Source organism: Pseudomonas sp. SK2 (assembly GCF_016772395.1).
Taxonomy (GTDB): domain Bacteria; phylum Pseudomonadota; class Gammaproteobacteria; order Pseudomonadales; family Pseudomonadaceae; genus Aquipseudomonas; species Aquipseudomonas taiwanensis.
In genome coordinates, this window is the sequence record NZ_CP061944.1 from 3721263 (window position 1) to 3744665 (window position 23403).

The window sequence follows — 23403 nt, forward strand, 5'->3', positions numbered from 1 at the left end:
TTCACTCAGCGCAGCTTCTTGATACGTTCGCTGGGGCTGATCACGTCGGTCAGGCGAATGCCGAACTTCTCGTTGACCACGACCACCTCGCCATGGGCGATCAGCGTGCCATTGACCAGCACGTCGAGCGGCTCACCGGCCAGGCGGTCGAGTTCGATCACAGACCCCTGGTTGAGCTGCAGCAGGTTGCGGATGTTGATTTCGGTGCTGCCCACTTCCATCGAAATGCTCACCGGAATATCCAGGATCACATCCAGGTTCGGGCCGTCCAGGCTGACGTTCTCCTTGGGTTTGGGCGAGCTGGCGAACTCCTCCATCGGCAGGCGACCGGCGCCACCGTTGCCGCTGTCGCCGCCGAGCAAGGCGTCGATGTCGGCCTGACCGGCGTCGCCGGACTGCTCCAGGGCAGCAGCCCACTCATCGGCCAGGGCCTGATCTTCTGGGGAGGTGATCTCGTTTTCGTTAGCCATGATGTCCTCGACAGGCATTCAATTCGTGGAGAGCGACCGACGCGCCTTCAGCGGCGCTCGATCGGGTCGATGATCTGCAGTGCCAGGTTGCCTTTGTGCGAGCCCAAGCGGGCCTTGAACGACGGCACGCCATTGGCACGCAGCACCAGGTGTTCAGGCAGTTCCACCGGAATGACGTCACCGGGCTGCATGTGCAGCACATCGCGCAACTTCAACTGGCGACGGGCAACCGTGGCGCTCAATGGCACGGACACATCGAGCACGTCTTCGCGCAAGGCCTTGACCCAGCGCTCGTCCTGGTCGTCCAGATCGGATTGGAAACCGGCGTCGAGCATCTCGCGCACCGGCTCGATCATCGAATAAGGCATGGTCACGTGCAAATCGCCGCCGCCACCGTCCAGTTCGATATGGAAGGTCGACACCACCACCGCCTCGCTCGGGCCGACGATGTTGGCCATGGCCGGGTTGACCTCCGAGTTGATGTACTCGAAGTTGACCGGCATGATCGCCTGCCAGGCTTCCTTGAGGTCGACGAAGCACTGGTCCAGCACCATGCGGACCACGCGCAGCTCGGTCGGCGTGAATTCACGGCCCTCGATCTTGGCGTGACGACCGTCACCACCGAAGAAGTTGTCCACCAGCTTGAATACCAGCTTGGCGTCGAGAATGAACAACGAGGTGCCACGCAACGGCTTGATCTTCACCAGGTTCAGGCTGGTAGGCACGTACAGCGAATGCACGTACTCGCCGAACTTCATCACCTGCACGCCACCGACGGCCACGTCAGCCGAGCGGCGCAGCAGGTTGAACATGCTGATGCGGGTGTAGCGGGCAAAGCGCTCGTTGATCATTTCCAGGGTCGGCATGCGACCACGGACGATCCGATCCTGGCTGGTCAGATCGTAGCTCTTGATGCTGCCGGGCTCGGCAGCGCTCTCGGTCTGTACCAGCCCATCGTCGACGCCATGCAACAGGGCGTCGATTTCATCCTGGGACAGCAGGTCCTGTACGGCCATTGCGGACTCCTACTGCAATACGAAATTGGTGAACAGCAACTGGTCGACGACCGGTTTGCCGACTTCCTTCTGGGCAACTTCCTGCACCACCGCGGTGGCTTTCTGGCGCAGCATCTCCTGCCCCACGGGGCTGCCGGCCAACGTGTCGAAGCCCTGTCCGGAGAACATCATCACCAGGTTGTTGCGGATCACCGGCATGTGCACCTTCAGTGCATCCAGGTCTGCCTGGTTGCGACCTTGCATGGTGATGCTCACCTGCATGTAGCGCTGGCGGCCGTTCTGGTTGAAGTTGACGACAAAGGCAGGGGCCAGTGGCTCGTAGATCGCGGCAGGCTTGATGTTGCTCGCGGTCGGCTCGGCGGCCGGTGCGGGTTCGCTCTTGTGCATGATGAACCAGGTGGCACCTACAGACAGGCCAACCGCCAGCAGCAAGGCCAGCACCAGCAGCAAGATCAACTTGAGTTTGCCTTTAGAGGCGGGGTCTTTCACTGCGTCGCTCTTCGCCATGCCAATAATCCGTCGTCCATCAGGGTTTCAAATGAGGATGACGTGGCTTGAGCAAGTGTTATGCCAGATTTGACATAGCGGGCATGACGGATGCCAGACGGGGGATGGAGATCGAGCGCCGCCCGCGCGGCGCATCGCCAGCAAGGCTCGCCCCTACGTTTGTTTCGGACCCATGATTCCTGTGGGATGTGCGCGCGACCGCTTTGGTACTCGGCGCGATAACGCGTGCGTCTGCAGGAGCGAGCCTTGCTCACGATGCGCCGCGCGGGCGGCGCTCGACCTCACCCCACCACAACCCTCAGGCGTAGTAGTCGACCGCACTGTCGCCGATGACAACCTGCTGCTCAACCGGGCGTGAAGCCTCGGCAATCTCACCTTGCTCAGCGCCACCCTGGCCACGCCGCGCCGCGACCCCGGACAACTGCGACCCCTGCTGCTGAGCCTGCTGTTGCTGCTGCCCACGCGACTGGTCGGCCACGTTCACATCCGGTTGCGCCAGCCCCTGCTGGGCGAACAGCTCGCGCAAACGGTGCACCTGACTGTCCAATGCATCACGCACGCCGGCATGGCCACTGATGAAGGTCACCTGGGTCGACTGGTCCGCCGCCACATTGACGCGAATGTCCAAGCGCCCCAGCTCAGCAGGTTCCAGCTGGATATCCGCCGACTTGAGATTCTGGCTGGACAGGTACATGACCCGGTTCACCAAACCTTCGGTCCAGGCGCTCTGGTGCATGGCCAGCGGCTGGTGCAGCGGGCTGCTGGTCACCGGCACCGCATTGGCGGTCTTGGCCGTGGCGGCCTGGGTCAGGTTGGCCAGGCGGTTGGCAAAATCGTCCACACGGGTATCACTGCTGGCGCCCTTGGTGTCTTTCAACCCGTCTTCGAGCAGTGCACTGAATGCCTTCTCACCGGTTTCCGACTGCCCGCTGTCAGCCTCCGGCTTCTCGACCATGTTCGCCAAGGTATTGACGGCCACCTGACCATCATCACTCTGCGCCTGAGACGCATCGGCAGCCGGGGCGGCATGTGCCGACACCGTGCCTTTGGCCTGCGCGCTCTGCTCAAGGGCCAGGCGCAGGGTCGGCAAGTTGGCCAGCGGGTCGACCTCTGGATCGAACGCTTGCATCTCTGGTTCTTCCGGCAATGGGCTGACCAGCTGCGGTTTGACAGGCTGCGCCGCAGCCTGCAGCACCGGTGCCACCGCTTCTGCCTGGGCCTGGATCAGTTGCGCGCCTGGCTGTGCGTCGGTGACCTGGCCAGCGACCAGGCTCGCGTCCAGCACGCTCAAATCATTGACTGGCGCAGCATTCGCCTCGGCATCGACATTAGCACCGGCCTGGCTTTGATCGTCCGCTGGCAATTTATTGCCGCCATCGGCAACACCTGGCTTGTCGGCAGTTTCTTTCTTGCCGTCCTGGGTCGCCTCAGGCTTGTCCTTCGGCTTGGCTGCCGCAGCCTTGTCATCTCGGGCAGGCACGGTGTCACGGCCCTGCTTGGCCATCACCTGGTCAAAGCCGCCGCCCTGCCCGCCCGCCGCCTGCGGCGACTTGTCGACCCCGCGCGACGGCTTGCCCACGGCGTTGGCTTGCAACAAAGGATTGGATGCGACAGGCATCGAGAGGTCTCCGCGCCGAATACAAAAAAAACGTCTGGGCAAAGACAGGCAAAACTCGCGCCAAGTCGCAATTCAACCGGCGGAAACGCGCGCGCGCTCACCACGATAGAAGCGTTGAACCTCCAGGTATTCCTGGTCGATTCGATTGATCAGGTCTTCGATGCCATACAACGGCTGCTGCCTGACCCGCTCTTCCAGCTCATGGCACAAGCTCGCCAGGCCGACCGCGCCCATGTTGCTGCTACTGCCCTTGAAGCTGTGAGCTGCAATACCGAGCTCATGGGCATTCTTGGCCTCGTGCAGCTGGCTCAACCGTCGTTCGGAGTCTTCCAGGAAAGTCTCCAGCAATTGCAGGTAGCCATCTTCCATGACCTCCTGCAAATCGCTGAGCACCTTGAAGTCAATATGCATGTCAGTCACTTGTTCACTCCTTGATCAAGCTGGATTATGCCTGAGCCGTCCCACGACCCACCATTGGGCTTACCAGTCGAAGCAGACCCGCGCGCAACGCCCACCCTCGATCCATTGGGCACTGTCACCCAGCCGCTGCACCAGCCCCAGGCCGCGACCGCTGAGCCCCTGCTCCTGGGGCGTGCGGGACAACACCTGGCAAACATCGAAGCCCGCGCCAGTGTCACGCACTTCAATGGTCAGACGCCCGCCACGCTCCAGCGGTTCAACCCGCAGGTCGATCCGCACATGGCCTTCGACCAACGAAGCCAATCGCCGGGCGCGTTCCTGATAATAGTTGGCAAAACCCTGAACATCACGTTTGAGCCGCGAATCCAGGCCCAGCACACCATGTTCCAGGGCATTCGAATACAGCTCACTGAGCACGCTGTGCAAACGACCGGTACTGGGCCGAAGGCCATGGATCTCTTGCAGCAATTGGACCAGGTATGGCACCGGATTGAACCGCTTGAGGCTTTCACCCCGCAGCTCGAACCCCAACGACCAGTCCAAAGGACTGGAACGCCCGCTGTCAGAGTACAACGTCGGCGCAGGCACCTTCTCGCCTGGGGCGAACATGCGGATGTCGCACAGACTGATGTCATCCCTGGGCCGTCCGCCAAAGCGTTTGAGCGCCTGCATGACCTCTTCGAACAGCAGGCTGGGGTCACGGTTGTCGGCCAGCACCTGACGCAGGCGCTGCACACCGAACAGACGCTCTTGGTCATCGGCCGTATCGACCACGCCATCGGAGAGCAGCAACAAGCGCTCGCCCGGCGCTAGCGGAAGCACTTCGGTACTGTCGTCGAAACGCTCTGGAGCCAGAATGCCGAGCGGCAGGTGACGCGAGCTGAGCACCGATAGCACCTCGCCACTGGCCGACAACCGGTAACCGTCAGGCATACCGCCGTTCCAGACTTCCACCAAACCGCGCTGCACGCTGAGACTGAGCAACAGCACGCACGCGAACATGTCCACTGGCAGGATACGCTTGAGCTTGGCGTTCATTTCGCGCAGGGTCTGCGCCAGCCCATAGCCCTTGGCGGTCATGCCATAGAACACCTCCGCCAGTGGCATGGCGCCGACGGCAGCGGGCAGGCCATGGCCGGTGAAGTCCCCCAGCAATACATGCATGTCACCGGAAGGCGTGAAGGCCGCCAGCAACAAATCGCCATTGAACAAAGCGTAGGGCGATTGCAGGTAGCGAATGTTGGAAGCGGACAGGCAGCCGGAGTGCGCCACCTTGTCGAACACCGCCTTGGCGACCCGCTGTTCGTTCAGCAGGTGATGGTGATGGCGGGCGATCTGGTCGCGCTGTTCAAGCACCGTGGCCTGCAGGCGACGCAGGCGGTCCATCGCTCGGATCTTGGCGCCGAGAATCACCGCGCTGTACGGTTTGGCCATGAAGTCGTCGCCCCCGGCCTCCAGGCAGCGCACCAAGGCATCCTCCTCACTCAACGAGGTGAGAAAGATGATCGGCACCAACGCCTCTCCCGCCAGGGCCTTGATCTGCCGCGCGGCCTCGAAGCCATCCATCACCGGCATGAGTGCATCGAGCAACACCAGTTGCGGTCGCCGCTCGATGAACAGCGCCACCGCCTGCTCTCCGTTTTCAGCGGTAAACACCTGGTGCCCCTGGCGCCGGACGATTTGCGCGAGCAGCAGACGATCGGCCGCGCCGTCCTCCGCCACCAGCACGGTCAACGCCTGATCAGTCGCCATCGCGACACTCAACTGATGTTGAACAGTTTTTCGAAATTGGAGATCGCCAGAATCTTGCGCACATCATCGCTGGCGTGCACTACTCTCACGTCCGATTCGTCGCCGCCGGCGTGGTCACGCAGCAACAGCAGCATGCCGAGCGCGGAACTGTCCAGGTAGGTAGCGTCCTTGAGATCGACGACCACCGAGTCGGGTCGACGATCCTGGCGCTCGTAAGCATCCCTGAATTCCTGATGCTTGCCGAAATCGAAGCGCCCCTTGATCTTGATCGTCAGTTTTTTTCCGTCCTGCGAAAAATCACTCTCGACTGCCATGCTAGCGATTCCTTCGATGATGGCGAATGCAACTCTTCAATGTTTAGCAGCCACTGGCAAGGGGTGCAAGGCGCCCGGTCTTTTCAGCGCCCCACGCCGGCACCGACCTGCTGGCGACAAGACCGGTACCACCTACGAATGCCCCTGCCTTGGCAGCCGCTGCGACAACTCATCCAACAGCCTCTGCTCACGCTTGTCCTCGGCCCGCCGCGCCTCGTCCATGTACCGCTGGACCAGCTTGCGCAGCCCTTCCACTCGGGCATAGGCCTGCTGCCAGGTACCACGGGCATTGTTGAGGTTGGTCTGATGCCAGTTGAGACTCTGGCGCTGCTGGGTCATGGCCGTTTCAAGCTGCCCCAGGAAGCGTTGATAGTTCACCAGCCAACTGCCGTTGACACCCTGGCCACCGCGATTGATCCACTGCGCCTGGTAGCCCTCACGGAAACTTTCGAGCTCGGCCAGCTTGGCCTGGGCCTGGGCCACTTGTTGCTGGAAGTGCCCAAGGCGCTGGGCAGCCTTGCGCTCGGCCTCTTCGGCCATTTCCACCACCGGCGCCAGGCGCGCGGCTCGGCTAGGGGAGGCCATGGTCTATCAACCGGCCGCCGGGGGCGTGAAAATCATCCCCAGCTGTTCGCGGCTCTGGGTCATGCCGACGTTTTCGTCCAGCCCCTGGCGCAGGAAATCCACCAGCTTGGGCTGCAAGGCAATGGCCAGGTCCGTCTCAGGATCACCGCCAGCCACGTAGGCGCCCACGCTTATCAGGTCGCGACTTTGCGACAGGCGCGACCACAACTGCTTGAACTTCTGCGCCTGGCGCAAATGGTTAGCATCGACCACCTGGGGCATGACCCGGCTGATGGACGCTTCGATATCGATGGCCGGGTAATGCCCCTCCTCCGCCAGGCGCCGCGATAGCACGAAGTGACCGTCCAGCACGCCGCGCGCCGAGTCGGCGATCGGATCCTGCTGGTCATCGCCTTCGGAAAGCACTGTATAGAACGCGGTGATGGAGCCACCACCCGGCTCACCGTTACCCGCCCGTTCCACTAACTTGGGCAGCTTGGCGAATACCGATGGCGGGTAGCCGCGAGTCGCCGGCGGCTCACCGATGGCCAAGGCGATTTCCCGCTGGGCCTGGGCAAAGCGAGTCAGCGAATCCATGAGCAACAGGACGTTCTTGCCCTTGTCACGGAAGTATTCGGCGATCCGGGTGCAATACATGGCGGCGCGCAACCGCATCAGGGGGGCATCGTCGGCGGGTGACGCCACCACTACCGAGCGCTTGAGGCCTTCTTCGCCCAGGATGTGCTCGATGAACTCCTTCACCTCGCGGCCCCGCTCGCCGATCAGCCCGACCACGATGATTTCGGCCTCGGTAAAGCGGGTCATCATGCCCAACAGCACCGACTTACCGACACCGGTACCGGCAAACAAGCCAAGACGCTGGCCACGGCCGACCGTGAGCAGACCGTTGATGCTGCGGATACCGACATCCAGCGGCTGGCTGATGGGGTCGCGGTTCAGCGGGTTGATCACCGGGCCATCCATCGGCACCCAGTCTTCGGCCTTCATGCCGCCCTTGCCATCGAGCGCACGACCGGCGCCGTCAAGCACCCGGCCGAGCATGCTCATGCCCATGGGCAGCCGTCCGCTGTCATCCAGCGGCACCACCCGCGCCCCCGGGGCGATACCCGCGATGCTGCCCACTGGCATCAGGAAAACCTTGTTACCGGCAAAGCCCATGACCTCGGCTTCGACCTGCACCGGGTGGTAGCTGTCGTCATTGATCACCAGGCAACGACTGCCCACGGCAGTGCGCAGGCCTTCGGCCTCCAGGGTCAGCCCCACCATTCGCAGCAGGCGGCCCTCGACCACCGGCTGGGCAGGCAGCTTGATCGCCTCGGCATAGCTGCCCATGCGCTTGCCGAAACTGGTGCGATCAAGGCGCATCGTTGTCGCCCAGCTCGATGCTGAGGTCCGGCGTCGCCGGATGCAGCGACTGGTCATGCAACTGGTCGAACAGCTGCGCTACCGCTTTCTCGATGCGAGTCTCCATGGTCGCGTCGATGCGACTGTGGGCCGTCTCGATACGACAGCCGCCCGGCAGCAGACCCTCATCCTCCAGCAGCTTCCAGCTTTCCTCGTGTCGCTCGCGCAGGGCCTTGGCCAGCTCGAAGTCCTGGGGATTGAGGTGAATACGGATGTTGTCGGCGCCCATGGGCAGCAGTTTGAGCGCCTCGCGCAGCACGTGGGTGATCTGGCTGGAGTCGGTGTGCAGCTCGCGCCCGATCACCTGCCGGGTCATGTGCGCGACCAGGTGCACCAGGCTTTTTTCGATCTGCGTGTCCTGCTCGGCAATCGGCTCGAGCAGGTTGCTCATCAACTGCTCCAGGGTCGCCAGCTTGGCCGACAAGGCTTCTTCGGCCTCCTGGCGCACCTTCAGCTGGGTGCTGTGAAAACCTTCGCGCTCGCCGGTGGCGAAACCTTCGTTGTAGGCTTCCTGGCGGATCGCTTCGAGTTCTTCGAGCGTCAGTGGCTGGACTTCTTCCAGCGGCACCTCTTCGACCTCTTCCTCGATGATTTCTGGCTCGGGTTCAGGTTCTGGCTCGGGCTGCGGATCGAAGCTGGGCAACGCCCAGACATCGACGCCCTCGAGGTCGCGGGCGCGGATCAGGTCGCTGGGGTGTTCAGTGGTGGACATGCCGTCAGATTCTCAAAAACATGTTCGGCCGATGCATTCGCTGCAGGCGCGGGTTCACCCGCGAATGCGTCGGCAAGGGCAACCTCATCGGCTGGCCTGGTGCATTCGCGGATAAACCCGCGCCACAGGGGCAGCACCAGCCAGCATGAACCGGCAACCTTTTAAATCATTTCCTCGGCGCCCTTGCCGCCAAGCACGATCTCGCCGGCTTCGGCCATACGACGGGCAATGGTGAGGATTTCCTTCTGCGCCGTTTCCACGTCGCTGACGCGCACCGGGCCCTTGGCCTCCAGGTCGTCGCGCAGCAGCTCCGACGCACGCTTGGACATGTTCTTGAAGATCTTGTCCTTGACCCGCTCGTCGGCGCCTTTGAGCGACACCACCAGCACGTCGGAGGATACCTCGCGCAACAGTGCCTGGATGCCCCGGTCGTCGACATCGGCCAGGTTGTTGAAGACGAACATCAAGTCTTCGATCTGCTCCGACAGGTCGTTGTCGATTTCGCGGATCGAGTCCATCAGTGCACCTTCCACGGAGCTGTCGAGGAAGTTCATGATGTCGGCTGCACGCTTGATACCGCCCAAGGTGGTCCGCGCGGCGTTGGAGTTGCCCGAGAACTGCTTCTCGAGGATCTGGTTCAGCTCTTTAAGCGCCGCCGGCTGCACGGTGTTGAGCGACGACACACGCAGGATGATGTCCAGACGCACCTTGTGGTCGAAGTTGCTCAGCACTTCGCCAGCCTGGTCGGGGTCGAGGTAGGCCACCACGATCGCCTGGATCTGCGGGTGCTCGTAGCGGATGACGTCGGCCACGGCTCGCGGCTCCATCCACTTGAGGCTGTCCAGGCCGCTGGTGTTGCCACCGAGCAGGATGCGGTCGATCAGGCCGTTGGCCTTGTCTTCGCCCAGCGCCTGGTTGAGCATCTTGCGGATGTAGCCATCAGAGCCAACCCCCAGGCTGGTCTGGTCGCCGACGATGTCGACGAACTCGCTCATCACCTGCTCGACCTGCTCGCGATGCACATTGCCCATCTGCGCCATGGCCACACCGACCCGCTGCACTTCCTTGGGCCCCATGTGTCGCAGGACCTGGGCGGCATCGGTTTCGCCCAGGGACAGCAGGAGAATGGCCGCTTTGTCGACGCGGCTCAGCTTGGCGGCAACGGCTCGGTTATCACTCATCGGCGTTAATCCACTCTTTCACGACCTGAGCCACACGGCCCGGATCTTCGGCCACCAGGCCCTTGATTGCGTTGAGCTGTGCCTCATACCCTTCGGAAGGGCTTGGCAACAGAATGCTGCTCGGGCCACCCAAGCTGACGCGGTCGTTGGCCAACTCGCCATCCAGACCGATCATGCCGCCCAGCTCCATGTCGCTGTCCGTGGCAGCCTGCTTGCCGCCGCCGGTAATATTGTTGAGCACCGGACGCAGCACGCCGAACACCAGCACCAGGATGAACAGTACACCCAGGACCTGCTTGACGATGTCCCAGAACCACGGCTGCTGGTAGAACGCGATGTCGGCGATCTCTTCGCCACGGTCGGCAGCGAACGGTACGTTGATCACGGTCACGCTGTCGCCACGGCTGGCGTCGAAGCCTACCGCGTCCTGCACCAGGCGGGTGAACCGCGCCAGGTCCTCGGCCCCCCAGGGGGTGCGGGTGCTCTCGCCGCTGGCGGCGTCGACCTTGACCTGGTCGTCGACCACCACGGCCACCGACAGGCGGGTCAGGCGACCTTGTTGTTGACGGGTGTGGCTGATGGAGCGGTCAAGTTCGAAGTTCTTGGTGGTCTGCTGCCGCTTGTCGGCCGGGTACGGCGCAAGCATCGGCTGGCCGGTGGCCGGGTCCATGATCTGCTGACCATTGGCATCCACCAGGGGCTGGCCCGGCTGGATGGCGCCGGCAGCGGGTGCGGCAGCGGTGGCATTCTCGGGCGCCGAGGCGCCTGCCGGCGGCTGATTGCTCAGCGCACCCGGCACACCCTGCGGGCCCTGGCTGCTGCTGCGCTGCTCGTTGACCGACTGCTCGCTGCGCAGCGCCGGTTGGTCCGGGTTGAACTGCTCGGAGGTGGACTCCACCGCGCTGAAGTCAAGGTCAGCGGACACTTCGGCCTTGTAGCGGTCGTTGCCCAGGACCGGCTGCAGGATATTGTGCACGCGCTGGGTCAGCATGCTTTCCATGCGGCGGCTGTAGTCGAACTGCTTGCCGGCCATGGTCAGGGCGGTGTCCTGCAACTGGTCGGACAGCAGGTTACCCTTCTGGTCGACCACGGTGACCTGCGACTTTTCCAGTTCCGGTACGCTAGTGGCGACCAGGTTGACGATGGCCATCACCTGACCCGCCTCCAGGGCACGGCCTGGATACAACTCGACCAGTACCGACGCACTTGGCTTGCGCTCGTCACGGACGAACACCGAGCTTTTAGGGATCGCCAGGTGCACACGCGCCGCTTTGACATTGTTCAGGCTGGAGATGGTCCGCGCCAGCTCACCTTCCAGGCCACGGCGGTAGCGAGTGGCCTCCATGAACTGGCTGGTGCCCAGGCCTTGCTCTTTGTCGAGAATCTCGAAGCCTACATTACCGTCGCTTGGCGCCACGCCGGCAGCAGCCAGTTTCAGGCGCGCACGGGAGAGGTCGTCGGCCTTGACCAGTAGCGCACCGGAGTTAGGCTCGACGTTGTAGGGAATGTCGGCAGCCGCCAGCACGTCCATGACCTGCTTGGTGTCCATGCCGGCCAGGCTGCCGTACAACGGACGATAGTCAGGCTGTTGCGACCAGAGCACCACGGCGAAGCCGATCGCCACGCTGGCTGCCAGCCCGACCAACAGGCCGACCTGACGCAGCATGGGCATCTGCGAGATGTTTTCCAGGAACGCCATGCCGAACAGCGGCGGCTTGGCCACTGGCGGGCCACTTTTGGCGGGGGCGTTATCGACGACTGCTTCGGCCATGACTTAACTTCCGTCCTTAAACTGGCATCTGCATGATGTCCTGGTACGACTGAACCAGCTTGTTACGTACCTGCGTCAGGGCCTGGAAGGACACCGAGGCTTTCTGCGAAGCAATCATCACGTCGGTCAGGTCGACGCCGCTCTTGCCGATCTCGAAGGCATTGGCCAGCTGGGTGGACGCCTGCTGGGTCTCATGCACCTTGTTGATGGCCTGGCCGAGCATGTCGGCGAAGCTGCTTTGGCCTGGCGCCAGCTCTGCGGCGACCGACGCCTTGGGCGCGGACATGGCTTCGGCCTGCATGGCACGCATGTCCAACATCAGACGATTGAATTCAACACCTTGGCTCATGGACTTCTCTCTCCGGCGGCCGCATTTTTTTGACACTGATGCAGCGGATAGCCTGGAGCTAGCAACAAGAGTGCCAGCCCGCACACCATCCTGCTAATTCGTGGTTTTCAACCGTACAGACTGGCTTCTACATCGAGCCCGGCATCCCGCATCTGCGCCAGCTTGTAGCGCAAGGTGCGTGGGCTGATCCCCAGCCGCTCGGCAGCTTCCTTGCGGCGCCCACGTTCGGCGCGCAGGGTGTCGATGATCATCTGGAATTCGTGACGACGCATGTCATCACCCAACCCAGAGCCCTCGACCGTCAAATCTTCAGATAATGGCGCAGTAATGGCACCGCCCGAAGTCGCCAAGGGTATGGCGCCAGCCAGGCAGAAATCCGCCGCCTCGATGACCCCGCCTTGCTGCAGGATCAAAGCCCGCTGCAGCGCATTGTCCAACTCTCGGACGTTGCCGGGCCAGGCATAACCCTGCAGGCAAGCCCGCGCATCGGCGGACAGCCGCACCGGCGCATGCTTCATCTTCGCCACATGGCGCGCCAGCAGACGCTCGGCCAGCGGCAGGATATCGCCACTGCGTTCGCGCAGCGGCTGCCACGCCAAGGGGAATACCGAAAGACGGTAGTAAAGGTCCTCGCGGAATCGCCCCGCAGACACTTCACCCGCCAGATCACGGTTGGTAGTGGCCAGTACCCGAATATCCAGCGTGACCGGCTTGCGCCCACCTACCCGCTCCACCTCGCGCTCTTGCAGCACGCGCAGCAACTTGGCTTGCAACCCCAGCGGCATCTCGGAAATCTCATCGAGCAGCAAGGTGCCGCCGTTGGCCTGCTCGAACTTGCCCTCCTGGGCGGCGATCGCACCGGTGAAAGCGCCTTTCTCGTGACCGAACAAGGTCGCTTCGAGCATGTTGTCCGGAATCGCCGCGCAATTGATTGCCACGAATGGCTGCGCCGCACGCAACGACTGCTGGTGAATGTAACGCGCCAGCACTTCCTTGCCGGTGCCCGACTCACCCGAGATCAACACCGTGGAGTCGCTGCGCGCAACCCGCGCCGCCAACTCCAGCAATTGCCGGCTGGCCGGCTCGCAAGCCACTGGCCCGTCTTCGTCAGCCGGCCCCACCCGCCCTGCGGCATGGCGCTCCACCAGGCTTAGCAACGCCTTGGGCTCGAACGGCTTGACCAGGTAATCGACAGCGCCCTGGCGCATCGCATCGACGGCGCGCTCCACCGCAGCATGAGCGGTCATCAGCAGCACCGGCAAATGGGGGTGATGACGGCGCAACTGCGCCAAGAGTTGGTGACCGTCCATGCCCGGCATGTTCACATCACTGACCACCAGGCTGAACGCCTCGCCGCTTGCCGCTTCGAGCGCCTCTTCGGCACTACCGACCGCGCGGTAGCCATAGCCGCCGATTTCCAGGGTGTCGCCCAGCGCCTGGCGCAACACGCGGTCATCCTCGACCAGCAGCACCTTGATCTGCATTACATGACCTCCACTGGCTGCCCATCGATCAATGGCAGCTCTACCCTGACACAGGTGCCTCGCCCCACTTTCGAACGCAGGCACACGCGCCCTTGGTGCGCACGCACGACCGCCTTTACCACCGCCAGGCCCAGCCCGGTGCCAGTGGCCTTGGTGGTCACGAACGGCTCACCCAGACGTTCGAGCACATCAGCCGCGATACCGCAGCCGGCATCGCTGACACACAGGTGCAGCACCTGCTCTCGCCGATACAGGTGCACCTTGATCCGAGCCTGGCCACCACTGGCCTGCAAGGCATTTTCAAGAAGGTTGAGCAACGCGCCGACCAAGGTGTCGCGATTGCACAGCAACTCCCCCAGATGACTGTCACACTGCCAACGCACGGCATGCCCCTGGACATGCGACTGCGCCGCCTGCTGCAGCGCCTGGAACAACCCCTTGGGCGTGATGCGATCCCCCAACGGCAACTCGCCACGGGCAAACACCAGCATGTCGCGCACCTGGTGCTCCAGTTCGTGCAAGCGCTCCTTGAGATTGCTGGCGAAGCGATGCCGCGTCTGCGGCGCAAGGGTTTGGCTTTCGTCCGCCAAATGACTGGCGTAGAGCATGGCCGCCGACAACGGCGTACGAATCTGATGAGCCAGAGAAGCGACCATGCGCCCGAGGGACGACAGGCGCTCGTGACGGGCCAACTGGTCCTGCAGGCGCCGAGTTTCGGTCAGGTCATTGAGCAGTACCAACTGACCGGGCTCAGCGTCCAGCGAGCGCGTGGCGATGGACAAGCGCCGCCCATCGCGCAGGGACACCTCGTGGCCGTCATCCTTGCGCGGGGCGAAACTGCGAGCGATCACTTCGCGCCACAATTGTCCCACCAGCGGCTCACCCAACAGGTCGCACGCGGCCGGATTGGCCTCGCTCACCAGCCCCTGCCCATCGATCACGATGATCCCGCCCGGCAGCAAGTCCAGCAGATTCTGCAAACGATTGGCCAAGCGTTCCTTCTCTCCCAACTCGTCCATGCGCTGCGCACTGACGACCGCCAACTCGCCACGCAGCTCGCTGACGCGCGCCTCGAGCATGTTGTAGGACTCGTTGAGCTGAGTGGATACCTGATTGAACAGAGCGAAGGCCTGCTCAAGCCCCTGTCGACTCTCCTGTTCGACCGAGGCACCCCCTTGCGGATTCGGGGTTCGGGAAAAGTGGGCGGCCTGGGGCATCGTGCTCTCTCGCGTGGCTGACCGTCATAAAAACGGTATGGTGCCAGCGGTGTAGCAATAGCCGTGCCGGAGATGGGGGTTTGTGCAGTGTACGCCCTTGGGATTTGCGGTGCGGCGCATCACAAGCAAGACACGCAATTATGCCTGCGCGATAGCGAGTCCCACGAACAAGGCGGTCGCGCGCGCCTGTCACTGACGTTACTGGCTCGAAACAGACGTAGGAGCGAGCCTTGCTCGCGATGCGCCGCGCGGGCGGCGCTCGATGTTCGCCACACCGCACAGCGCAAGGCTTACGCCAGCCTTACGCAAGCCTTACCCCAATCAATCCTCAGCCTGATCCTCGCCCCCCTGGCGACTCATGCCGTACTTGCGCATCTTCTCCACCAAGGTGGTCCGACGAATACGCAAACGTTCAGCCGCTCGCGCAACGATACCGTTGGCATCGTCCAATGCCTGCTGGATAAGCCCTTGTTCGAGGCTACCCAGGTAGTCCTTCAGATCCAGCCCTTCAGGCGGCAACATGGCATGGTTGGCGAAGTTCGGCGTATGGCCATTGATGGCGACGCGCTCTTCGAGGTCGCTGCGCAAGCTGTCGACCAACTGCTCGTCTTCATCGTCGACGTAACGGAACTTCTTCGGCAACTCCGAGACGCCAATCACCCCGTACGGATGCATGATCGCCATGCGCTCGACCAAGTTGGCCAGTTCGCGGACGTTACCCGGCCAGCCGTGACGGCACAGCGACATGATCGAGGCCGAGTTGAAGCGGATCGAGCCACGCTTTTCGTGCTCCATGCGCGAAATCAGCTCGTTCATCAGCAGCGGGATGTCTTCCACACGCTCACGCAGCGGCGCCATTTCGATGGGGAATACATTGAGTCGGTAGTACAGGTCCTCGCGGAAGGTCCCGTCCTCGATCATGGTCTCGAGGTTCTTGTGGGTTGCCGCGATGATGCGTACATCGATGCTCTGGGTCTTGTTGCTGCCAACGCGTTCGAAGGTACGCTCCTGCAGCACGCGCAGCAGCTTGACCTGCATCGGCAACGGCATGTCACCGATTTCGTCGAGGAACAACGTACCACCATTGGCGAGCTCGAAGCGCCCGGCGCGGCTGGTGATGGCCCCAGTGAAGGCGCCCTTCTCGTGGCCGAACAGCTCGCTTTCGAGCAGCTCGGCTGGGATCGCGCCGCAGTTGACCGGCACGAAAGGCGCTTCGCGACGCTTGGAGTGGTAGTGCAGGTTGCGCGCCACCACTTCCTTGCCGGTGCCGGACTCACCCAGGATCAGCACGCTGGCATCGGTGTCAGCCACCTGCTGCATCATCTGCCGCACATGCTGGATCGCCCGGCTGGTACCCACCAGGCTGCGGAACAGGTTCGGCTCACGCTGCCGACCACGCTCGCGCGCCTGGTCGTACATCTCGCGATAGACCTGGGCACGGTGCAGGGAATCGAGCAACTGACTGTAGCTTGGCGGCATTTCCAGGTTGGACAGGACTCGACGGCGCAGGTCTTCCGGGAACTCCGCGGAAGAAATTTCACCTAAAAGCAAAACAGGAAGGAACTCATCCCAACCTGCCACGGTCTTAAGGAGCCCGAGCACTCCACCAGGAGCTTTTACAGTACCGATCAGCACGCACAGTACTTCGCGACTCGACGACAATGGCTCGACCACCCGCTGCCAGTCCTGGCTGGAACATGGGAGGTTTTCTTCGCCGAGGAAGTTCAGAACCACCGCCAGATCGCGGCGGCGCTCGCTGTCGTCATCGATCAGGAGAATTTTGGTTTCACGCCACATGCAATAGCAACTTCCCTAGTCATATCGGCGCCCTTAGGCGTGCTCGAGATCATTCCGACTGAATGGTCAGTGTTCGGACGTCTGAAATTCGAAAACAGCCACTAGTAAAGTCAAAAAACAGCACGTAGTCAAATTAATGGCGCACGGCTTTTTTGCACATCTGTGGTCAACTGAACAGATGGTATACCTTGGCGGCACTTTTCGCCTGACGGATTTGCGTCATCTCGTCGACTATTGATTGACGCTCGCCACTTGCAACCTCGATTAGCTGCTGATAAACGCCCAGCAGACTTTCCAGGCTCGAACGTACCGCTGCCTCATTGCTGAGCGCCTCGGCCAGCACATCCTCGACACAAATACGGCACTCAAGGTCGAGCTCGCTGACCACATTCCAGTCACGGCTGGCCAAAGCTGCCTGCAATGCATCGCGGGTTCGCTCGATACGTTCGATCACCTCGCTCATACAACCTCCCGGCTCAGGGTGCCGTCGACTGATCGCCGATCGCGTCCCAGCCTTCCTTGACTGTGGTCAGCAAGTCCCTGACCTCGTCGAGGATTGCCGGATCATTATGGATATTGGCCTCGCTCAGACGGCGAGTCATGTACAGGTACAGGTTGTCGAGACGATTGAGGTCGTCGGTCATGTTGTCCCGATCCAGGCCTTCACGCAGCCCGCCAATGATGCCGATAGCCTTGCCGATCGCGATGCCTTTGCCGGCGATGTCCTTGCGCTGCATCGCACCACTGGCCTGAGCGATACGGTCCAGGCCGCCTTCCATCAGCATCTGCACCAGACGATGCGGGCTCGCCTCGGAGGTCTGCGCCTGGGCGCCGATCTTTTGATATTGCCGAAGGGCTAACATTGGATTCATGGGGTACCTCGTCACCACGGGGTTGCTGTATGACCGGGCTATCGGCGCGGCGTCAAAAAACTTTAGGGAGAATACAAAAAGCCCAACGAAGCGTCACGCTTCGTCGGGCTTTTGGCGTCGGCTCTACCACACCCCATCGCATCATCAACCGGACAACTCGAAGGAAGATGCCAGGTCCTTGCCATGAAGTGCCGGGTGCGTCAGGAGTTCTTCTGCTGGGCCGACATCGCTTCGAAAATCGAAAGCACGCTGTCGCGCTGGGCGTTGAGCTGACCCACCAAGGTGTCCATGGTGTTGTACTTCTTGGTCAGCGAGGCCTCGAGATCCTTGATGCGAGCGTCGAGGGAACTCTGCTCCAGGCTCAGGCTCTTCTTGGCCGCCTCGAGCGACTTGTTGCGCTCGTCCAGCACGCCACCGGAGGCCGAGAACGGCTCCATCGCCTTGGTCATGCGGTCGAGCAGACCACCATCACCATTGAACAGGTTCTGCACCTCGCCACCGAGCTTCTGATCATTGATCGCCTTGGTGAACTTGGTGCTATCGAACTCGAGTAGGCCGGTACCCTGAACGGTGTTGATCCCCAACTGCGAGAGAACGGTCAGCTGGCCCGAGCCACCCGTACCCGGCACCACCAGCTCGTTGCGCAGGGCCGACTGCATACTGCGAATCGCCGAATCGCCCGCCAGCGCCGGAGAGGTCCAGGTACCGTCCGACCCTTTGACCGACACACTCACGGTATTGATGGTGGTGACCAAGGCGTTATAGGCGTCGACGAACGACTGCACAGACTTCTTCAGGCCATCGGTGTTCGCGGCCACGGTGATGGTCACCGGAGAAAGCGCGTCAGTCTTGGACACCAGTTCGAACGTCATGCCACTGATCGCATTGTCGACCTTGTTCGACTTGCTGGTGAGGCTCATGCCATCGATAGTGAACTGGGCATCCACTGCCAGGTTACCGATGCGGCCAGCACCACCCGCGTCGGTCATCTGCGTAGCGGGGTCGATGGTCAGCTCGGCAATGCCCGAGGTGGAAATATCCGAGCCTGCACCCATGGTGTCGGAGCTCAACACCAGACGCGAACCGGTTCCGTCATTGACGATGTTGGCAGTGAAGCCTTTCGACGTCGCCTGGGCATTGATCGCGTCACGCGCCTGCTGCAGCGTGGCGTTGGCAGGAATGGTGACATCGACATTAGTGCCGTTCTGGGTGATGGTCAGCGTACCGCCGCTGGCAGACACCACCGAGCTGCTATCGGTAAAGCGCTGGCTGGCCACGCGCGATGCCGTTGCCAACTGATTGACCTGGATCGAATAGCTACCATTGACCGCCGAACTGCCAGCGGTGGCCTTGACGTACTTGTCATTGGAGGTCGATGCCACGGAACCAAGGAACGCCGGGTTGGCACTGTCGTTGAGCTTTTCCAGCGCCGTCTTGTAGGCAGTCAGCGCGCTCTTGAGGCTGCCGACCGCCGAAATGGATGCCGTGTTCGCCGTGGTTCGACGATCGAGCTGACTCTGCTTGGGGGTTTTCTCAGCATCAACCAGGGCCTTCACAATGGACGCGGTATCGAGACCGGAACCCAGTCCCAAACTCGGTAGAATTGGACTTGCCATTACATCCTCCTTCTCTGGTTAACGCCGAAAAGCTGAGCTGCCTCGTCAGTATCGGTGCAAAAATTCAAATGACCTGCCAGCCTTCAGGCTTTCTCATCGAAGAGCAGACTGTTGACGTCGTGCAAGCTCCGAGCCAGTTCCAGTGCAGTTTCCGATGGGATCTGACGAATCACCTCGCCACTGTCGCGGGCGACAACCTTGACGACCCACGTACCGGTGGAATCATCCACCGAAAATTCCAGGTTGCGCTGCAACGACTGGACAAAATCCTGTATTTCCTTCACAGCCGAATGCAACTCGGCCTCGCTCTTGGGAGCGTCTTCTTGCGATGTCTTGCGAACCTGCCCGTAGGCTTTCTCGGCCGCATCATCCTTGTGGGTATTGCCGGCCAGCGGCGACACCGGATACGACGGGCTCGACTTGACGCTTATGTCCATCGCACTTCACCTCTAAAAGTAAAAAGCGAGAGAGTGCCCAGGCACTCCCTCGCCAAACTTCATCGCGCTATTACTGAAGCAGTTTCAGTACGGCGGACGGCAGCTGGTTGGCCTGAGCCAGAACTGCGGTCGAAGCTTGCTGCAGGGTTTGCTGCTTGGTCAGCTGAGCGGTTTCTGCGGCGAAGTCGGTGTCCTGAACACGGCCCATGGCGGCAGCCGAGTTCTCGTTCATGCTTTGCAGGTTGTTGATGGTGGACTGGAAGCGGTTCTGGATAGCACCCAGGTCCGACTTCTTGTTGTCAACGGTTTGCAGAGCGGCGTCGATCGCGGTGATGGCGGCGTCAACCGAGGTGTGAACAGCGGAGTCGGAAGTACCCGAGATCGCCAGGGTGCCGGTGCCGACAGCCAGGGTCGATGCAGCGAACGAGGAGGTCATCGAAACGCTCAGGATCTGGCTGGTACCAGTCATTGCGCCGACCTGGAACTCCATGGTGCCAGCGGTGCCGTTCAGCAGTTGCTTGCTGGTACCGAAGGTGGTGGAGGTGGCGATACGAGTGATCTCGTCGGACTTGGCAGCGAACTCTTTGTTCAGAGCAGCGCGTTCAGTGGTGCCGTTGGAGTCGTTACGTGCCTGCAGAGCCAGCTCACGCATACGCTGCAGGATGTTGGTGATTTCCGACAGCGCGCCTTCAGCGGTCTGAGTGATCGAGTTACCGTCGTTGGCGTTCTTGATGGCAACGGTGGTACCGGTAACCATGGTCTGCAGCTTGTTGGCGATCTGCTGACCAGCGGCGTCGTCCTTGGCGCTGTTGATACGCAGGCCGGAAGACAGACGGGTCATCGAGGTGCTCAGAGCGTCGGAAGCTTTGTTCAGGTTCTTCTGCACGCCCAGCGAAGTGGTGTTGGTGTTTACGGTTAATGCCATGACGAATTCCTCGTTGGATGGATACTACGGCTTCCGGCCCTGGCATCCGCCGGGTGTGGCCTAGAGAACCTTCGTAATGGTTATCGTCGGGTTTGCAAGTTGCTTTAGCGGTTTTCCAAAAAAAAATGCCATCACCGCGCCACCCCTTGCAAATCGGGCCTTTCAGCCCCGCACTCCGGCATCCCGCTCACCATTCCCCCGTGAACCACGTCACATTTCAGCGCGAGGCGCCCTGCTCGATCAGGTGCACCAGCTCGTATTCGAGGTAATCAGCCAGCGCCAACCAGTCCTGGCGCTGCTGCGCATCGAGCATGGCCTGCAGAACCACCGCCCCCGCCTCAGCGTCGACCTGCGCCAGCACTGCATCGAACAACTCGACCATGCGCACCGCCCCCTCCACGTCCCGCCCGAGACGCAACAACGCGGCACACTCACGGGCGGCCCCCACCTGATTGGCAGCAGTCATGGACAGAACTCCGGGTCGAAGGTGGTGCCGGCGATGTGCGCGCCGGCCCGGCTGGTATTGTGGAACCGCACCTGAGGATGGCGCGCGATGAATCGCTCCAGCTCGATCAGGTAGCCACGGAAGTTCAGCTGGGTGCGTACCCGCTGACCATGGCCATCGAGCACCCAATGCTGCGCAGCCGCAAGAGACGGACCGAGCACGCCGTCGTCCCAACCGGTATGGGTGCGGTTACCCGGGAAGGCGAAATCGGCGCCGAACAAAGTAATGCACGCCGCCCCCATCTTCACCGCCAGGTCCGTTGCCGGGTGAATCACGCTGCCGCCGACGAACAACTCGGCGCGCGGTATCTCGTGTCGCACCTGGGCATACAGCGCGCTGGCGGAATAGCCGGCGTAGCGCGGCCCACGCCAGTTGCCCAGCAACTCGACGTCCAACATCGGCATGTACACCAGTGCGGTTGTCGCCGAGTCGTCCGGCGGCAAGTGGTGCAAGCGGATCTTGTGATCGACACTGACCACGATGTCAGGCTGGATGCCGGCCCGCAGCAGCGGCAGGTAGGCAGTGTCGACACAGATGAACAGTGGCCGCTCAGCCTGGGCACGCACCCGCGCCAGGGCTGGCAGGTGCCCAGCCAGGGACGGCCCAGTGGCGATCACATAGCAGTCTCGTCCGGCCTGGGTGCCGAACAGGCCGGCCACATCAGGGTCCTGACGCAGCAACGGCAAACTGTCTTCGAGCAGCTTCTGCAAGCGCGGGTCAGCCGCATCGAAGGCGCGATTGTTGTCCGCCAGGTGCGCCTCACTGATCAGCCGGTCGCGAATCTTCGCGTTGAAGTCATCGGCCAGCACACGCTCGGATGGCAAAGCAAAGAATGGCAGGGCAATTTCCGCACTGTCACCGGCGTAAGCCAGTTCGACCCGAGGGTCTGCCAGCCAGTCGGACTGATCGAGCAGTTGCAGCACCAGCTTGAACAAGGCGCCATTGAGCAGGTACACCTGCAGCCGGACCAGCTCCGGCCGCTCCAGCAGCACGCGCTGCAGGTCACCCAGACCGGTACCGTAGAGATGGAGGATGGCACTGTCGAGCGGCAAGCTCGCCGCCTGCAGACGTGCTTCGGCGAGCCGGTCGTGCCGACTGGTGAGCTGAACGCCGGACACGCTCAAGGTCGAGCCCAGGCCCTCCACCAGTTCGACTTCGAGCGCGCTGTCCGCCTCGCCTTGCAAGCGCTCGAACAGCGCTGGCCAGCGGGCCTGCAGCACTTCAGCATTACGCTGGAAAAACTCGCTCATGGGTTGAGCTTCCCTTACCTGCGAAACGCCGAAGAGTAACCTACTGGCAGCGCTTATTCAGCCTTGTAGAGAATCGCCGAACCCCACGACAGGCCGACGCCGAAGCCGCTGATGGCAACGCGCTTCCAGGTGCTGTCGAACATGTGCTTCTGCAACAGCAGCGGAACGCTCGAGGACACGGTGTTGCCGGTCTCGAGCATGTCCTTGATGAACTTGTCGGCCTGGGACTTCTCGGGATCTTCCTCGAAGCGTCGCGCCACGGCATCGACGATCGCAGCGCTGCCCTGGTGAATGCAGAAAGCGTCGATGTCGCTGTTCTCCAGACCTGACTCGCCCAGCAGTTCATGCAGGTGCGCCGGCACCTTGATCAAAGCGAAGTTGAAGACCTGACGACCATTCATGTAGAACTCGCCATCGGTGACCTTCAGGTGCGGCGCGCCGCCACCGTCGGTGCCGAACTTCGCCTTGCCCAGCTGCCAGGTGGCGCTCTCGCCCATCCAGGTAGCGGTGGCGGCATCGCCGAACAGCATGGTGGTGTTGCGATCTTCCGGGTTGACGATCTTCGAGTACGGGTCGGCGGTCACCAACAGGCCGTTCTTCAGGCCTGCGGCCTCCATGAAGCCTTTGAGCGCATAGATGCCATAGACGTAGCCCGAGCAGCCCAGGGAGATGTCGAAGGCCGCGACATGGGTCGGCAAGCCGAGCTTGTGCTGGACGATGGCCGCCGTGTGGGGCAGGCCTTCCTCGTCACCGTTCTGGGTGACGACGATCAGCGCGTCGATCGACTCGCGCTTGAGTTGCGGATTGGCGGCGAACAGGTTGTTGACCGCTTCGACGCACAGATCGGAGGTTTCCTGTTCATCGTCCTTGCGGGGCAGGAAGCTCGCGCCGATCTTGCCGAACATGAACGCTTCGTCCTTGCCGAATTTAGCGCCTTGTACATAGTTGTCCAGGCCGGCAGCGGGCACATAGCTCGCGATGCTTTTAATGCCGATCATCATGGCTTCCCAATAAATAACAGCTCAATACCACCGTCCGCATGACTCGAACGGCGCCTGAAAACGGGATCCACCACCCGGTGGACTGGGCGGCAGGCGGGGCAGGCGTGCAACAAATGCAGGCCTGGCCCATTAACGGTTACAGAGAGAGATGCCCGCTCTGACCGATAGGTCACGAATATTTCAAGACAATCGCATATTTT

At 61.9% G+C, this 23403-nt stretch carries 24 protein-coding genes; all 24 read right to left on the reverse strand.

The window, feature by feature from the left end; all coding sequences use genetic code 11:
* Positions 1-5 precede the first annotated feature (5 nt).
* Positions 6-470, reverse strand: coding sequence for a flagellar motor switch protein FliN (gene fliN, locus IF103_RS16655; protein WP_023381518.1), 465 nt, complete (start codon positions 468-470; stop codon positions 6-8).
* A gap of 47 nt (positions 471-517) precedes the next feature.
* Positions 518-1486, reverse strand: a complete 969-nt coding sequence (fliM, locus tag IF103_RS16660; protein ID WP_023381519.1) for a flagellar motor switch protein FliM — start codon at positions 1484-1486, stop codon at positions 518-520.
* 9 nt (positions 1487-1495) lie between these two features.
* Entirely contained in the window at positions 1496-1993 is a 498-nt protein-coding gene (fliL, locus tag IF103_RS16665; RefSeq protein ID WP_023381520.1) for a flagellar basal body-associated protein FliL, read from the reverse strand.
* Between the two features lie 298 nt (positions 1994-2291).
* Positions 2292-3611 carry a flagellar hook-length control protein FliK gene (locus tag IF103_RS16670; RefSeq protein ID WP_202675498.1) on the reverse strand — a complete coding sequence of 440 codons (1320 nt, stop codon included), beginning with the start codon at positions 3609-3611 and terminating at the stop codon, positions 2292-2294.
* 72 nt (positions 3612-3683) lie between these two features.
* Positions 3684-4031 (reverse strand): Hpt domain-containing protein, encoded by a 348-nt coding sequence (locus IF103_RS16675; protein WP_027908243.1) that lies wholly within the window; start codon positions 4029-4031, stop codon positions 3684-3686.
* Between the two features lie 60 nt (positions 4032-4091).
* Complete coding sequence (locus IF103_RS16680) at positions 4092-5783, reverse strand: fused response regulator/phosphatase (RefSeq protein WP_023381523.1); 1692 nt, start codon at positions 5781-5783, stop codon at positions 4092-4094.
* A gap of 8 nt (positions 5784-5791) precedes the next feature.
* Positions 5792-6097, reverse strand: a complete 306-nt coding sequence (locus IF103_RS16685) for an STAS domain-containing protein (protein ID WP_104881402.1) — start codon at positions 6095-6097, stop codon at positions 5792-5794.
* 132 nt (positions 6098-6229) lie between these two features.
* Positions 6230-6682 carry a flagellar export protein FliJ gene (gene fliJ / locus IF103_RS16690; protein ID WP_023381525.1) on the reverse strand — a complete coding sequence of 151 codons (453 nt, stop codon included), beginning with the start codon at positions 6680-6682 and terminating at the stop codon, positions 6230-6232.
* Between the two features lie 6 nt (positions 6683-6688).
* Complete coding sequence (gene fliI, locus IF103_RS16695) at positions 6689-8047, reverse strand: flagellar protein export ATPase FliI (protein ID WP_023381526.1); 1359 nt, start codon at positions 8045-8047, stop codon at positions 6689-6691.
* The gene (fliH, locus tag IF103_RS16700; RefSeq protein ID WP_023381527.1) at positions 8037-8798 is read right to left on the reverse strand and encodes a flagellar assembly protein FliH; all 762 of its coding nucleotides are present in this window, start codon (positions 8796-8798) and stop codon (positions 8037-8039) included. The genes fliI and fliH overlap by 11 nt, the downstream gene beginning before the upstream one ends.
* Positions 8799-8959: 161 nt before the next feature.
* Entirely contained in the window at positions 8960-9979 is a 1020-nt protein-coding gene (gene fliG / locus IF103_RS16705) for a flagellar motor switch protein FliG (RefSeq protein WP_023381528.1), read from the reverse strand.
* Positions 9972-11750 carry a flagellar basal-body MS-ring/collar protein FliF gene (fliF, locus tag IF103_RS16710; protein WP_027908240.1) on the reverse strand — a complete coding sequence of 593 codons (1779 nt, stop codon included), beginning with the start codon at positions 11748-11750 and terminating at the stop codon, positions 9972-9974. Before fliF ends, fliG begins: the two co-directional genes overlap by 8 nt.
* 16 nt (positions 11751-11766) lie before the next feature.
* On the reverse strand, positions 11767-12099 hold the full coding sequence (gene fliE, locus IF103_RS16715; protein ID WP_023381530.1) for a flagellar hook-basal body complex protein FliE: 333 nt from the start codon (positions 12097-12099) through the stop codon (positions 11767-11769).
* Positions 12100-12206: 107 nt separating this feature from the next.
* Positions 12207-13583, reverse strand: a complete 1377-nt coding sequence (locus tag IF103_RS16720) for a sigma-54-dependent transcriptional regulator (protein ID WP_023381531.1) — start codon at positions 13581-13583, stop codon at positions 12207-12209.
* Positions 13583-14800, reverse strand: coding sequence for a sensor histidine kinase (locus IF103_RS16725; protein ID WP_104883418.1), 1218 nt, complete (start codon positions 14798-14800; stop codon positions 13583-13585). Before IF103_RS16725 ends, IF103_RS16720 begins: the two co-directional genes overlap by 1 nt.
* Positions 14801-15121: 321 nt before the next feature.
* Complete coding sequence (fleQ, locus tag IF103_RS16730) at positions 15122-16597, reverse strand: transcriptional regulator FleQ (protein WP_023381533.1); 1476 nt, start codon at positions 16595-16597, stop codon at positions 15122-15124.
* A 166-nt stretch (positions 16598-16763) separates the two neighbouring features.
* Positions 16764-17060, reverse strand: coding sequence for a flagellar protein FliT (gene fliT, locus IF103_RS16735; protein ID WP_023381534.1), 297 nt, complete (start codon positions 17058-17060; stop codon positions 16764-16766).
* A 13-nt stretch (positions 17061-17073) separates the two neighbouring features.
* Positions 17074-17469 (reverse strand): flagellar export chaperone FliS, encoded by a 396-nt coding sequence (fliS, locus tag IF103_RS16740; protein WP_027908237.1) that lies wholly within the window; start codon positions 17467-17469, stop codon positions 17074-17076.
* Positions 17470-17669: 200 nt separating this feature from the next.
* The gene (gene fliD, locus IF103_RS16745) at positions 17670-19085 is read right to left on the reverse strand and encodes a flagellar filament capping protein FliD (protein WP_023381536.1); all 1416 of its coding nucleotides are present in this window, start codon (positions 19083-19085) and stop codon (positions 17670-17672) included.
* 83 nt (positions 19086-19168) lie between these two features.
* A complete protein-coding gene (locus IF103_RS16750) occupies positions 19169-19522 on the reverse strand; it encodes a flagellar protein FlaG (RefSeq protein WP_023381537.1) in 354 nt (117 codons plus the stop codon).
* 70 nt (positions 19523-19592) lie between these two features.
* Positions 19593-20447: a flagellin domain-containing protein gene (locus IF103_RS16755; RefSeq protein WP_023381538.1), complete on the reverse strand. Its 855-nt coding sequence runs from the start codon at positions 20445-20447 to the stop codon at positions 19593-19595.
* 217 nt (positions 20448-20664) lie between these two features.
* On the reverse strand, positions 20665-20913 hold the full coding sequence (locus IF103_RS16760) for a hypothetical protein (RefSeq protein ID WP_104881400.1): 249 nt from the start codon (positions 20911-20913) through the stop codon (positions 20665-20667).
* A complete protein-coding gene (locus IF103_RS16765; RefSeq protein ID WP_202675499.1) occupies positions 20910-22202 on the reverse strand; it encodes a motility associated factor glycosyltransferase family protein in 1293 nt (430 codons plus the stop codon). The genes IF103_RS16760 and IF103_RS16765 overlap by 4 nt, the downstream gene beginning before the upstream one ends.
* 53 nt (positions 22203-22255) lie before the next feature.
* A complete protein-coding gene (locus tag IF103_RS16770) occupies positions 22256-23200 on the reverse strand; it encodes a ketoacyl-ACP synthase III (RefSeq protein ID WP_023381541.1) in 945 nt (314 codons plus the stop codon).
* Positions 23201-23403: the final 203 nt, after the last annotated feature.